The following is a 12,446-nucleotide window of genomic DNA, read 5'->3' on the forward strand; positions in this document are numbered from 1 at the left end:
GACGCTATCTGCGGAGAGAGCAGATCCCCACCCGCTTTGCTCTGCGAGCAAAGCGACCTCCCCTTATCCAAGCGAAGGTTAGAGACGATTCGTCTCAGCTTCCCGGATGCAGGATCACCTTGCCCATCGCCTTGCGGCCGGCGAGGACTTTCAGCGCTTCTGCGGTCTGCGACAGCGGGAAGATACGGTCGACATGCGAGGAGATCTTGCCCTCCGCGGTCCACTGCACGAGCTTTTCGAGGTTCTTGCGGTTTTTGTCCGGATTGAGCCGGGCCCAGGCGCCCCAGAACACGCCTCTGATGTCGCAGCCCTTCAACAGTGCGAGGTTGAGCGGCATCTTCGGGATCTCACCGGCGGCAAAACCGATCACCAGGAAGCGGCCTTCCCACGCGGTCGAGCGCAGCGCGGCCTCGGCGTAGGAGCCGCCGACCGGATCGAACACGATGTCGGCGCCCTTGCCGTTGGTCAGCTTGCGCAGGCCGTCCTTCAAATCTTCCTTGGCGTAGTTCAACGTAAGTTCAGCGCCATGTTGTTTGGCGAATGCAAGCTTCTCGTCCGACGAGGCGCAGGCGATCACCTTCAGGCCCATCAGTTTGCCGAGCTCGCACGCCGCAAGCCCGGTGCCGCCGGCGGCGCCCAGCACCGCGAGCGTCTCGCCCGGCTTCGGGCTGGCGCGATCTTCCAGTGCATGCAGCGCGGTGCCGTAGATGATGATGATGCCGGCGGCGCGATCGTAGTCGAGATTGTCGGGGATCTTGACGATCGTATTCGCAGCCAACGCGATCTTGTCGCGCGCGCCGTTGTGGCCGCAGGACGCCACCACACGGTCGCCCGGCTTGAGATCGGTCACGCCTTCGCCGACGCTTTCGATCACGCCGGCGACTTCCGCGGCGGGCGAGAACGGGAACGGCGGCTTGATCTGGTACTTGCCCTGGATCATCAGGAGGTCGAAGAAATTCAGCGCCGCCGCCTTGATCGCGATCACGGCCTCGCCGGGACCGGCCACGGGATCGGGTACGTCAGCCAGCACGAGATCGTCGGGTTGACAGTATTGCGAGCAGAGGATGGCTTTCATGGACACACCTGATTTTCGGACGCAGAAAGGTTGAAAGCTTCATGCCGGATTTATGGCGGGGCGACAATACAACGCGGAGGGATCAAACTATGTTTGAAAAGGGCCTGCTGGCAAACAAACGCATCCTGATTACCGGCGGCGGCTCCGGCCTGGGCGCTGCGATGGGCCGGCGCTTCGCCGAGCTTGGCGCCGAATTGATCGTCTGCGGGCGGCGGCTGGAGTTGCTGGAGGAAACTGCATCCAGAATCTGCAGCGAATTCGGCGGCAAGGTCTCCACCGCGCGATGCGACATCCGCGATGGCGCCGCGGTCGAGGCGATGATGGACCAGATCTGGCGGGAGGCGCCGATCGACGTTCTCGTCAACAATGCTGCCGCAACCTTCATCGCGCAGAGCGAACATCTGTCATTCCGTGCGGCGGACGCCATTCTGGCGCCGACGCTGCACGGCACGCTGTATTGCACACTCGGCGCCGGCAGGCGCTGGATCGAGGGCAAGCACAAAGGCGTGGTGCTCTCGATCCTCTCGACCTCGACCATCACCGGCCGCGCCTTCACCGTGCCGTCGTCGATGGCCAAGACCGCGGTGCTGGCGATGACCAAAAGCCTCGCGGTGGAATGGGGACCAAAGGGCATCCGCACGGTGGCGATCGCGCCCGGCGCCTTCCCGACGGAAGGCGCGACCGGACAGTTGCGTCCCGAAGGCCGCGGCGAGAGCTGGGCGCATCGCAATCCGCTCGGCCGCCCCGGCGAGCATTCCGAACTCGCCAACCTCGCGAGCTTCCTGATCTCCGACCAGGCCGGCTACATCAATGGCGAGATGGTGGTGCAAGACGGTGGCTCGCATCTGCGCAGTTCCGGCGCCGAGGACCTGCTGCAATGGACCGACGAACAGTGGGAGAAACAGCGTGCGGCGCGCGCCAAAGGATGATCGAGCGATGACGCGCTGCGGCGATCGCCGTGGACCTAACTGCCTTCCCAAAAAGACATTTCCCGGCTATCCATCCGCACCGGCGGACGGGGATCGCCGGGCCATCTTCCAGTCACAATGATGGGGGAACCAGTTGTCCGTGCGGCAAATACTGACATCGCTGGTTGCTTGTAGCTTGGTGTGCGGGATCATCTCGCTTGCGCCGGCGCAGGCTGCGCCCAGGAAAGACGCGGCGAAGCCCGCGGCCTCGCCTGCGGTGGCTGCGGCCGGTGGCGCGGAGCCGACGCTGATCGGCCAATTCGGAACCTGGGGCGCCTATACCGCGATGCCAAGCGGCAAGAAGGTCTGCTTCGCATTGGCCAAGCCGTCATCGTCGAAGTCCAACCCGGCGAATCGCCCGCGCGATCCGGCCTATGCCTTCGTCTCGACCCGCCCGGCGGAAAAGGTCGTCAACGAAGTCTCGATCATGGTCGGCTACACGCTGAAGCCCGGCTCCGAATCGACGCTGCTGGTCGGCGGCGCGTCCTATGCCATGTACACGCAGGGCGACGGCCTCTGGATCAAGAACGCGGCCGAGGAAGAGCGGATGGTGGAAGCCATGCGCAAATCGGCTGACGCCACGGTGAAGGGCATGTCGGCCAAGGGCACCGAGACCACGGATACGTTCTCGCTAAAGGGGCTGGCGCAGGCGCTCGACCGGCTGGCACAGGACTGCCGACGTTAAGGCTTCGAAATCGAGGCATTTGGAGGCTTTCCAGCGCGGTCTGGAAGGCCTATTTGAGGTTTCATGACCGACACCATGACCAGCCAGTCCGGCGCCAGCGCGCCGCTCGAGAAGGTTCCGCTTGAAACCTATGTGCCGCCGGCCAAGCCGTCGCTGATCGGGCTGTCGCGCGCCGAGATCGCCGATCGCCTCGGCGAGATCGGCGTTGCGCCCGCGCAGCGCAAGATGCGCAGCCAGCAGCTCTGGCACTGGATGTATTTTCGCGGCGTCAAAAGCTTCGCCGAGATGACTAGCGTCTCGAAGGACATGCGCGCGGAACTCGAGCAGCATTTCACCGTCGATCGTCCCGAGGTGGTCGCCGAGCAGATCTCCAATGACGGCACCCGCAAATGGCTGTTGCGGCTGCCGAGCGGCGACCGGCTGGAACGCCCGCACGAGGTCGAGTGCGTCTATATCCCCGAGACCGACCGCGGCACGCTGTGCGTCTCCTCGCAGGTCGGCTGCACGCTGAGCTGCACGTTCTGCCACACCGGCACGCAGCGGCTGGTGCGCAACCTCACCGCCGGCGAGATCGTCGGCCAGGTGATGGTGGCGCGCGACCGTCTGAATGATTGGGCCGACCGCGAGGACGGCACGCGCCGCGTCACCAACATCGTGATGATGGGGATGGGCGAGCCGCTCTACAATTTCGACGCGGTGCGCGATGCGCTGTTGATCGTCGGCGACAATGAGGGCATCGGCATTTCGCGGCGTCGCATCACTTTGTCGACTTCGGGCGTGGTGCCGAACATCAAGCGTACCGGCGAGGAGATCGGCGTGATGCTCGCGATCTCGCTGCACGCGGTGCGCGACGAGCTGCGCAACGAGCTGGTGCCGCTCAACCGCAAATATCCGATCAAGGAACTGCTGCGGGCCTGCCGCGACTATCCCGGCGCGTCAAATGCGCGGCGCATCACCTTCGAATATGTGATGCTCAAGGGCGTCAACGATTCGCTGGATGATGCGAAGCTTCTGGTGAAGCTGCTCAAGGGCATTCCGGCCAAGATCAATCTGATCCCGTTCAATCCATGGCCGGGCACGGCGTACGAATGCTCGGATTGGGATCAGATCGAGAAATTCTCCGAATATATCTTCAACGCCGGCTACTCCTCGCCGGTGCGCACGCCGCGCGGCCGCGACATCCTCGCCGCCTGCGGCCAGCTCAAGTCGGAAACCGAAAAGCTCTCGGCCCGCGAGCGGCAGGCGCTGCGGGCGATGGCGATGACGGATTGATCGAGGACGTGGTGATTCAACTCGTCATTGCCGGGCTTGACCCGGCGATCCACGCTCTTTGTCTCATTGGCAAAGCAAGACGTGGATGCCCGGGTCAAGCCCCGGGCATGACGACGGAGAACGTATTGCTACGATTCCTCCAAGTTGGACCTGTGACATGGCCTTGATCGGCCGCCTGTTCGTCGTGTTCTTCGCGTTCCTGATGGCCTGCGTTGCGGCCGGGGTTATCGTGGTCGTCGCGGTGCTGTATCCCGAATTCTCCGACCTCGGGACGGGCCCGATCGACCAGAGCGCTGTTAACATCGTGCTCGGCTTCGGTTTCATCTTCATTTCCGGCTTCGCATTGCTGCCGGCGCTGATCGTCGTGCTGATCACCGAAGCTTTCTATATCAGGAGCGTGCTGACCTATGCCGTCGGCGGCGCGATCGTCGGCGCGGCCTGCTATCTCGGCCTGATCCCGTTCGATCCCGATACGATGCACTTCGAGGGCATCGTGCGCCGGCACATGGAGATCATGACCGGTGCCGGCATCGTCGCGGGCCTGGTCTACTGGCTGGTCGCCGGCCGCAACGCGGGTGCATGGCGCGAACCACCGCGCCCGCTTCGCCCGCCGCCACCGCTGCCGTCGCAATCACGGCCGCAACCGTGATGCTTCCCATGCCCCACTGCCTCCGCTAAACCGCGCGCCATGAACCGGACCGGACTTTTCATCGCGCTCGGCCTCGCGCTCGTCATTTGCCTGCTGTTCGGGCTCTATCCCGAGCTCGATCTGAAGCTGGCGGCGCTGTTCTATGACAATGCGCGAGAGGTCTTTCCGCTGAAGCTCGACGCGGTCGCAGCTTTTGCGCGCGATGCGGCGATGTGGATCGCCTGGGCGTTCGTGGTGCCGGCGCTCGTGACCATCGTGGTGAAGTTCATCCGCCCCGACCGGCCGATGCTGATGTCGGGCCGCGCCGCGGTCTTCCTGCTGGTGACGATGCTGCTGTCGGCGGGCGTCCTCACCAACTTCACCTTCAAGAGCTATTGGAGCCGGCCGCGGCCGGTCGCGGTGACGGAGTTCGGCGGCGACAAGCCGTTCGTGCCGTGGTGGGATCCGCGCGGCGCTTGCGCGCGCAATTGCTCGTTCTTCTCCGGCGAGGGCGCGACCGCATTCTGGACCTACGCGCCGGCGGCCCTTGCACCGCCCGCCTGGCGGCCGCTTGCCTATGTCGGGGCCACCGTGTTCGGCATCACGACCAGCGGCTTGCGGATGGCGTTCGGCGGCCATTTTTTCACCGATGTCGCGATTGCTGGCCTCGTCTCCTTCCTGGTGATCTGGCTCGCCTATGCCCTGATCTACCGCTGGGCCGCCACCCGCCTGACCGACGCCCAGGTCGACGCCGCGCTGACGCGGCTGGCCTGGCCGGGCTACCGGGTGACCCAGCGCTGGCGCGGCCGTGACGTCGGGCCCGCGCCGTCGGTGTGAGCCGTGCGCCGGCATTAAACGCGCGCCCAAGAAACGCGTGCTCAAGCCGGCGAAATTTGTTATTCGCGCAGCCAGGCCGCATGCGGCATCAGACAATTCGACCGATTGGATGTTTTGATGAGTACGATCCTGAAGAGCCTGCCCAAAGGTGAAAAAGTCGGCATCGCGTTCTCGGGCGGTCTCGACACCAGCGCGGCGCTGCTCTGGATGAAGCAGAAGGGCGCCAAGGTCTTTGCCTATACCGCCAATCTCGGCCAGCCTGATGAAGCCGACTACGACGAGATCCCGCGCAAGGCGCTCGAGTTCGGCGCCGAGAAAGCCCGCCTGGTCGATTGCCGCACCCAACTGGTCCACGAAGGCATTGCGGCGATCCAGTCGGGCGCCTTCCACATCTCGACCGGCGGCATCACCTATTTCAACACCACGCCGCTCGGCCGCGCCGTGACCGGCACGATGCTGGTTGCAGCCATGCAGGAGGACGGCGTCAACATCTGGGGCGACGGTTCGACCTTCAAGGGCAACGACATCGAGCGCTTCTATCGCTACGGCCTGCTGACCAATCCGAGCCTGCGCATCTACAAGCCCTGGCTTGACCAGCAGTTCATCGACGAGCTCGGCGGCCGCGCGGAAATGTCCGCGTTCATGACCGCGCAGGGCTTCGCCTACAAGATGAGCGCGGAGAAGGCCTATTCGACCGACAGCAATCTGCTCGGCGCCACCCATGAGGCCAAGGATCTCGAGAGCCTCGACAGCGGCATCACCATCGTCAACCCGATCATGGGCGTGCCGTTCTGGCGCGCCGATTGCGACGTGAAGGCCGAGAAGGTCGTCGTGCGTTTTGAGGAAGGCCAACCGGTCGCGCTGAACGGGCAGACGTTCGCCGATCCGGTCGCGTTGTTCCTCGAGGCCAATACCATCGGCGGCCGCCATGGCCTCGGCATGAGCGACCAGATCGAGAACCGGATCATCGAGGCCAAGAGCCGCGGCATCTACGAAGCGCCCGGCATGGCGCTGCTGCACATTGCCTACGAGCGCCTGGTCACCGGCATCCACAACGAGGACACAATCGAGCAATACCGCATCAACGGCATGCGGCTCGGCCGGCTGCTCTATCAGGGCCGCTGGTTCGATTCCCAGGCGCTGATGCTGCGCGAGCCTGCGCAGCGCTGGGTGGCAAGCGCCGTCACCGGCGAAGTGACGCTCGAGCTGCGCCGCGGCAACGACTATTCGATATCAAACACCGAGAGCCCGAACCTGACCTATGCGCCGGAGCGGCTGAGCATGGAGAAGGTGGAGGACGCGGCGTTCACGCCGGCGGACCGCATCGGCCAGTTGACCATGCGCAACCTCGACATCAAGGATACCCGCGCCAAGCTCAAGCTCTACACGGAGAAGGGCTTGCTCTCGGGCGGTGAAGGCTCCGAGATCTTCAAGCTCGAGAACGACAAGGGCTGAGTGCGCCAACCCAAACTCAGTATCGTCCCGGGCAAGCGCAGCGCGACCCGGGATCCATGACCACCGGCCTTGGTTTGAAGCACGCTGGGGCCACAGCTTGCTTCAACAACACGACCCTGTGGTTGGGTCCCTGCTTTCGCAGGGACGACGGCGTCCTACTTCACCCGCAACGCATCCAGCAGTGAACGAAACGCGCGCGCGTAATCGGTGCCGGCCTTGCCGATATCGGGGCCGGCGGACACCGCCACCGCCGCTTCCGTCACCGCGCCGAGCAGCAGCCGCGTCAGGGGCTCGATCGGCTGTTTTGCGATCACGCCGGCCTCCATCGCAGCCGTGAGCGCGCGGGGAAACTTGCCGCCGAAATGCTTGGCGTCGATCTCGCGCCAGCGCTCCCAGCCGAGCACGGCCGGGCCGTCGCGTAATATGATCTGGCCGGTCGGACCCTTGGAGCAGGCCGCGAAATAACCCTGCGTTCCCGCCGCCATCGCGGCCAGCGGGTCGTTCTCGGCGCGCGAGATGCGGTCGAGATCGGCGATGAGGTCGAGCGAGACCTGCTCGAACACAGCTTCGAACACCGCCTCCTTGGTCGCGAAGTGATGATACACCGCGCCCTTCGCGACCCGCGCGCCGGCCGCGATGTCGTCGATCGTCGTCGCCGCAAAGCCGCGCTCGCCAAAAAGGCGTCGCGCCGCCTTGACGATCGAGGCCCTGGTTTTCTCGCGCCGTTCGGCCTGGGTTGCCATGACGCCTGTCTAGCGCAGGTTCCGGCGCCACGCCAATTGACTTACCGACTGGTAGTCGATAAATACCGACTGCCAGTTGGTAAATAGGGAGATCGAGGATGCCTTCACTCAAGACGCTGCAGGCCTTTGCCGATACGGTCGAATCCAACGACCATGTCGGCGCCATCGAGAAATTCTACGCTCCCGAGGCCCGCACCCAGGAAAATGACGGCGAATGGCGGGTCGGCCGCGCGGCGCTGGCGGCGCGTGAAGCTGCGGTGCTGGCCTCGGTGGCCGGCGTCAAGACCACACGGCTCGGGCCGCTGCTCGCCAGTGGCGATCATTCCGCAATCTGCTGGCGGGTTGAGTTCACCGGCAAGGACGGCAAGGTCCGCAAGATGGAGGAAGTCGCCTGGCAGACTTGGCGCGGCGATGAATTGATCGAGGAGCGCTTCTTCTACGATCCGCAGCAGATGGCGCGGTGAGGGCTACGCGGCTCCAACCTCCCCTTGAAAAGGGGAGGTCGCTTTGCTCGCCAGAGCAAAGCGGGTGGGGATCTGCTCTCTCCGCATACGCCGTCACCTGCGGCCGACCCCCATCCCGACCTTCCCCCTTTCAGGGGGAAGGAAAAACAAAAAATGGCCGGGATCGCTCCCGGCCATTTCGCATCGTGTTTGTGTTCGCTCAGCGCGGCGGCGGGGCTGCCGAGGCCTGGCCGCCGTTGAGTAGCGGGGTGATGCGGCGGACGGTAACGCGCCGGTTGATGCGGCTCGGTCCGTCGGTCTGCTCCTTCAGATATTGCGAGCCATAGCCCTGTGACGTCAGGTTCTCGGCCGGCACGTTGAACTGCTGCGTGAGCAGCTCGGCCGCGGATTGCGCACGGCGGTCGGACAGCGACAGATTGTCGGTGTCGTTGCCGGTCGCGTCGGTATGGCCCTCGATCAGGAACACCTCGCGCGGATTGCGCTGGATGGCCCGGTTGAGGCCGTCGGCGATGGCCTGCAGCTTGGCGGCCTGATCCGGCGGAATATCCCACGAGCCCGAATCGAAGTTGATGCTGTTGACGTCGATCGACGGCATCAGCATGCGGACGTTCGGGCTGTAGCGGATTTCGTCGAGCGTATAGCGCCGCGCGATCCGGTCCACCGGCGGGGCCTCCATGGTGTCGTAGATCACATCCGGCGCCGCGCTGTCGGACTCGACAATGTAGCGATCATAGGGGATGCGGACCACCGGCGGCGGCAGGTCGACATAGAAGCCGCCGACGGCGCTCGGATCGCGATAGCTGTTGTCGATGATGACGAGTTCGCGGCCGCCGGCATCCCTGCGAATCCGGCGCAGCATTTGCCCATCGGGCCCGACCACGGTGATGATCTCGCTGCCGTCGGGACGAATCACGACCGTGCGGGTCTCGCCGCCGACGGTCTGGGTCTGGATGTCTCGCGCGCCGTAGCGGAAGCGATAATTATCGTCGCCGCGGACGTAGGCCTGTCCGCCCGGATCGCGGATGATGATCCTGTCCGGCTCGGTGTAGATGGTGCGGCCGTCTTCGACGACCTCCTGCCGCTGGTTGTGGAGGTCGGCGATGGTCGCGCCGATGACGGCGCCGGCCACCACACCTGCACCGACCGCGGCGCCGATGGCGAGCGGCCTCAGATTGTCATGCCGCGGCGGTGGCGGCAGCGGCGCTGCGACCGTTGGCGCAGTCCGGAAGGCCGAGGAAACCGTCGGCGGTGCATATTGCGCCTTGCCGGGCGGCGGGGTTGCTGCCGCCGAGCCGGGGACGACGCCCGGCGCCGAGGGGCCGGCAGGACGCGCGACCGGTGCCGGGCCGCCCGCTTGCGGCGCGCCCGGAGTTCCCGGCAGAACGCTTGGGCGTCCCTGCGGGCCGGGAGCGGCGCCAGCGGGCGCCGTTCCCGCTGCCGGAGGCTGCGTGGGCAGGGTGCCCGGCCGTGCCGGAGGTTGTCCGCCGGCCGCAGGCGGCGGCGTCGGCGCTGCGCCCGGGGCCGGCCTTGCACCGGCCGGAGGTCCACCTTGCGGGCGTGCACCCGGTGCCGGGACGGCCGGAGTTGCGGGCGCGGCCGGCGCAGGCGTTGCCGCGGCGGGTGGCGGGGTCGCGGGGCGCACCGTCGGAGCAGCCCCCGGTGCCGGAGTCGGCGGATGTCCGGGTTCGGCCGCTGGCGGCAGCGGGGTCGGACGTTGCGGCGTTGCAGCAGGCGGCGGCGTGCCGGGGCGCGCGGGCTCAGCGGCCGGAGCCGGGCGCGTCGGCGCGGCGGCGGGTGGAGTTGGCGGGGTGGGACGCGCGGGCGCTGCGGCCGGCGGCGCGGTCGGAGCCGGGCGTGCAGGCGCGGCCGCCGGTGGCGCTGGCGGAGTGGGACGCGCGGGCGCTGCGGCCGGCGGCGGAGGTGGAGCCGGTCGCGCGGGAGCGGCCGCTGGCGGAGCCGGATGTGCAGGGGCGGCCGCGGGCGGCGGAGGTGGCGGGGTCGGCCGTGCCGGGGCAGGTGGAGGCGGCGCGGGGTGCGGTGCGGCGGCCGGCGGGGCCGGCGGATGAGGCGCGCCCGCGGGTGGCGCCGGATGCGCGGGGCCGCCCGGTGCGGGCCGCGGCTTCGGCTTTCCATCCGGGCCGAGTTCTTCCTTCGGCTGCGCCTGTGCGACGACGAGCGATGAGGTTTGCGCATGCGATGCTGAAGCGGCGAACTGCATCACCGTCAGCGCAGTCGTGGCAAGCAGCACGAGACGAAGCTGTGTCATGATATTGGAATCCCCGGCAGAAGGTCTTGAGCGGAAGTTCTTGAGTGGAAGTTCTTGGCAGGAAGAAACGTGAGAGCCGAACAATTCGGCGGTAAGATGAACAGCCAGCCGTTAGGCCGGATTGTGGCGGGCCACGAATCGCCCGCGCATTTTATTTCGGCATTGTAACGGGTTGCATACGTGTTTGTTCAGCGCGCATTCAGAAGAAACGCTCAGACACACTGAAATGGTTCGCGGAACCGGATCATGCGGGTGCTCGTCAGGGCTGCCAGTCAATCTGTCGCAGGGGGCGGGCCGGTCGGGCCGGGCGGACCACGCACCGGTAACTCCTCCGGCGTGTTGCCTGGTAATTCGTCCGGCCGCGGCGGTTCGCCGGGTTCGCGCACCGGCGGAGGAATCTCGGGATTGGGATTGCCCGGAGGTATTCCCGGCGGCGCTTCGCCTGGCGTTCCCGGCGTCGTCGGTGGAATCTCGGGAGGTTCAATCGGCATTTACATCAAGACCTTGCGGGTCCTGCCGAGGTCGGGTCGCGCAACGGTCATTGATCGCTCCATCGGGGCCTGTTGCGATAACCGGCCGTGTGCGGCGATGTTCCTGTTCGACGCGGCGGGAACTCATCCGGGCGTGTGGCAGACCGCCTCGATGTGGCCGTCCGGATCGCGCACGAATGCGCCGTATTAATCGGGATGATAATGCGCGCGGATGCCGGGCGGGCCATTGTCGCGACCGCCAGCTGCGATCGCGGCCTTGTAAAACGCATCCACCGTCGCGCGATCCTTTGCGACGATGGCGATGTGCACCGGCTTGTTCATCGCGCCTTCGCCGCCGATCCAGAAGTCCGGCTTGCCATTGGCACCGAAGCCGGCCGCGGCATCGTGTCCGGTCTGCTCCGCCGTCACTTCCATGATCAAACTGTAGCCGAGCGGCGCCAGCGCGGTCTGATAGAACGCTTTGGCGCGCTCATAAGTCGGATACCGAAAAGCCGATATGGTCGATCATCGCGAGCCTCCGTTGTTGTGATGACGTTTGCGTCCACAAGCTCACTCCACCTCTCCCCTTGCGGGGGAGGTCGGATTGCATCGCAGATGCAATCCGGGTGCGGGCTCTATCCGCAATACGACTCGTGGCGAGACCCCCACCCCAACCCTCCCCCGCGCAAGCGGGTGAGGGAGCAAATTTCCGATGTGGCTACACCTCACCCCCGCACAAGCAGCGTGTTGCTTCGCGTCCGGCCTTGTTCGACGTAGCCACGCGAGTGCATGTCCGCAATGCAGTCGTCGGTCCACTCATCCTGCGACAGATGCTCGATCACGACCGCGCGGGGCCACAGCTGCCCGGGGGCATCCCTGAAGAAGCCGGTGAGCACGCGGTCCTCAAAACCCTCGACGTCGATCTTCAGCGCGTCGACCTTGGTGGCGCCGGCCTCTTCGAGAATGCATTGCAGCCGCAGCGACGGCACCCTGAACGCCTTGCCCGAGGGCGTGCCAGTGACGATGTGGCTGGCGCCGAGATTGTCGCCGTCGGTCTCGATCATCAGTTCGCCATCGGTGGGACCGGCGGCCGCCGCTACAAGCCGGACTTGCGCATAGCCGGAGGACTGCGTGTTGAAAGCCAGCCGCGCATGCGTCACCGGATGCGGTTCGATCGCGATCACCTTGCCATTCGCCCCGACATTGCGCGCCAGCGCCAGCGCATAGGTGCCGACATTGGCGCCGAGGTCGACGAAGGTGCCGCCTGCACCGACATGCCGGCGCAGGAAGTCGAGCTCCTCGAGATTGTAGTCCGGATTGAAGAGCGCGCCGCGCTCGGTTGCGCTCGCCTGGTGATAGAAGCGGAACGATGCGCCTTGGTATGCCACGTCGAGCGGCCCCGAACCGAGCAGATTGACCAGCCGCGACAGCCACGGCCGGAACGCACCGCGCTTCAGTCCGGTGTCATGCGCAAGCCGGATGATGGCGGCCTGCGCCGCATTCGGCGCGAACGCGCCGAATGGCGCGGGCGTGGTATCGTTGCTGGGGATCAAGCGCTGTCCTCGTCAAAAGCGGCGCATGCA

The 12,446-nt window shown here is 65.9% G+C and carries 12 protein-coding genes and 1 pseudogene; 7 read left to right on the forward strand and 6 right to left on the reverse strand.

The features are described from left to right. Nucleotides 1-94: 94 nt before the first annotated feature. Nucleotides 95-1,075 carry an NADPH:quinone oxidoreductase family protein gene (locus ACP2YO_RS01740; RefSeq protein ID WP_426438468.1) on the reverse strand — a complete coding sequence of 327 codons (981 nt, stop codon included), beginning with the start codon at nt 1,073-1,075 and terminating at the stop codon, nt 95-97. Between the two features lie 89 nt (nt 1,076-1,164). Here ACP2YO_RS01740 and ACP2YO_RS01745 point away from each other — a divergent pair, with 89 nt between their 5' ends. The 6 genes from ACP2YO_RS01745 to argG all read left to right on the forward strand — a co-directional run bounded on the left by ACP2YO_RS01745 (nt 1,165) and on the right by argG (nt 6,920). Then, on the forward strand, nt 1,165-2,004 hold the full coding sequence (locus tag ACP2YO_RS01745; protein WP_426438470.1) for an SDR family oxidoreductase: 840 nt from the start codon (nt 1,165-1,167) through the stop codon (nt 2,002-2,004). 133 nt (nt 2,005-2,137) lie between these two features. Then, nucleotides 2,138-2,728 carry an invasion associated locus B family protein gene (locus ACP2YO_RS01750; RefSeq protein ID WP_426438472.1) on the forward strand — a complete coding sequence of 197 codons (591 nt, stop codon included), beginning with the start codon at nt 2,138-2,140 and terminating at the stop codon, nt 2,726-2,728. Nucleotides 2,729-2,803: 75 nt separating this feature from the next. Next, nucleotides 2,804-4,000, forward strand: a complete 1,197-nt coding sequence (rlmN, locus tag ACP2YO_RS01755) for a 23S rRNA (adenine(2503)-C(2))-methyltransferase RlmN (protein WP_426443516.1) — start codon at nt 2,804-2,806, stop codon at nt 3,998-4,000. A gap of 157 nt (nt 4,001-4,157) precedes the next feature. Continuing rightward, nucleotides 4,158-4,649, forward strand: a complete 492-nt coding sequence (locus tag ACP2YO_RS01760; protein WP_426438474.1) for a hypothetical protein — start codon at nt 4,158-4,160, stop codon at nt 4,647-4,649. 39 nt (nt 4,650-4,688) lie between these two features. Further along, nucleotides 4,689-5,465, forward strand: a complete 777-nt coding sequence (locus ACP2YO_RS01765; protein WP_426438476.1) for a phosphatase PAP2 family protein — start codon at nt 4,689-4,691, stop codon at nt 5,463-5,465. Nucleotides 5,466-5,582: 117 nt separating this feature from the next. After that, nucleotides 5,583-6,920: an argininosuccinate synthase gene (gene argG / locus ACP2YO_RS01770; protein WP_426438478.1), complete on the forward strand. Its 1,338-nt coding sequence runs from the start codon at nt 5,583-5,585 to the stop codon at nt 6,918-6,920. 155 nt (nt 6,921-7,075) lie between these two features. Here argG and ACP2YO_RS01775 read toward each other — a convergent pair whose 3' ends face one another. Further along, complete coding sequence (locus ACP2YO_RS01775; RefSeq protein ID WP_426438480.1) at nt 7,076-7,663, reverse strand: TetR/AcrR family transcriptional regulator; 588 nt, start codon at nt 7,661-7,663, stop codon at nt 7,076-7,078. Between the two features lie 98 nt (nt 7,664-7,761). Here ACP2YO_RS01775 and ACP2YO_RS01780 point away from each other — a divergent pair, with 98 nt between their 5' ends. Beyond that, nucleotides 7,762-8,127, forward strand: coding sequence for a nuclear transport factor 2 family protein (locus tag ACP2YO_RS01780; protein WP_426438482.1), 366 nt, complete (start codon nt 7,762-7,764; stop codon nt 8,125-8,127). 199 nt (nt 8,128-8,326) lie between these two features. Here ACP2YO_RS01780 and ACP2YO_RS01785 read toward each other — a convergent pair whose 3' ends face one another. From ACP2YO_RS01785 to ACP2YO_RS01800, 4 genes and pseudogenes are all read right to left on the reverse strand, one after another. Continuing rightward, on the reverse strand, nt 8,327-10,393 hold the full coding sequence (locus ACP2YO_RS01785; protein WP_426438484.1) for an OmpA family protein: 2,067 nt from the start codon (nt 10,391-10,393) through the stop codon (nt 8,327-8,329). 272 nt (nt 10,394-10,665) lie between these two features. Beyond that, on the reverse strand, nt 10,666-10,884 hold the full coding sequence (locus tag ACP2YO_RS01790; RefSeq protein WP_426438486.1) for a hypothetical protein: 219 nt from the start codon (nt 10,882-10,884) through the stop codon (nt 10,666-10,668). Nucleotides 10,885-11,007: 123 nt separating this feature from the next. Then, nucleotides 11,008-11,392 (reverse strand): annotated as a pseudogene (locus ACP2YO_RS01795) (VOC family protein). A gap of 196 nt (nt 11,393-11,588) precedes the next feature. Then, the gene (locus tag ACP2YO_RS01800) at nt 11,589-12,416 is read right to left on the reverse strand and encodes an FkbM family methyltransferase (RefSeq protein WP_426438488.1); all 828 of its coding nucleotides are present in this window, start codon (nt 12,414-12,416) and stop codon (nt 11,589-11,591) included. Nucleotides 12,417-12,446 lie beyond the last annotated feature (30 nt).

Origin of the sequence: Bradyrhizobium genosp. P, from assembly GCF_049949265.1 — a bacterium.
Lineage (GTDB): Bacteria > Pseudomonadota > Alphaproteobacteria > Rhizobiales > Xanthobacteraceae > Bradyrhizobium.

Excerpts from the sequence above, each read along its gene's own strand:
- ACP2YO_RS01740 (WP_426438468.1), bottom strand. The coding sequence starts at position 1,075 with ATGAAAGCCATCCTCTGCTCGCAATACTGTCAACCCGACGATCTCGTG.
- ACP2YO_RS01745 (WP_426438470.1), top strand. The coding sequence starts at position 1,165 with ATGTTTGAAAAGGGCCTGCTGGCAAACAAACGCATCCTGATTACCGGC.
- rlmN (WP_426443516.1), top strand. The coding sequence starts at position 2,804 with ATGACCAGCCAGTCCGGCGCCAGCGCGCCGCTCGAGAAGGTTCCGCTT.
- ACP2YO_RS01760 (WP_426438474.1), top strand. The coding sequence starts at position 4,158 with ATGGCCTTGATCGGCCGCCTGTTCGTCGTGTTCTTCGCGTTCCTGATG.
- ACP2YO_RS01765 (WP_426438476.1), top strand. The coding sequence starts at position 4,689 with ATGAACCGGACCGGACTTTTCATCGCGCTCGGCCTCGCGCTCGTCATT.
- argG (WP_426438478.1), top strand. The coding sequence starts at position 5,583 with ATGAGTACGATCCTGAAGAGCCTGCCCAAAGGTGAAAAAGTCGGCATC.
- ACP2YO_RS01775 (WP_426438480.1), bottom strand. The coding sequence starts at position 7,663 with ATGGCAACCCAGGCCGAACGGCGCGAGAAAACCAGGGCCTCGATCGTC.
- ACP2YO_RS01780 (WP_426438482.1), top strand. The coding sequence starts at position 7,762 with ATGCCTTCACTCAAGACGCTGCAGGCCTTTGCCGATACGGTCGAATCC.
- ACP2YO_RS01785 (WP_426438484.1), bottom strand. The coding sequence starts at position 10,393 with ATGACACAGCTTCGTCTCGTGCTGCTTGCCACGACTGCGCTGACGGTG.
- ACP2YO_RS01790 (WP_426438486.1), bottom strand. The coding sequence starts at position 10,884 with ATGCCGATTGAACCTCCCGAGATTCCACCGACGACGCCGGGAACGCCA.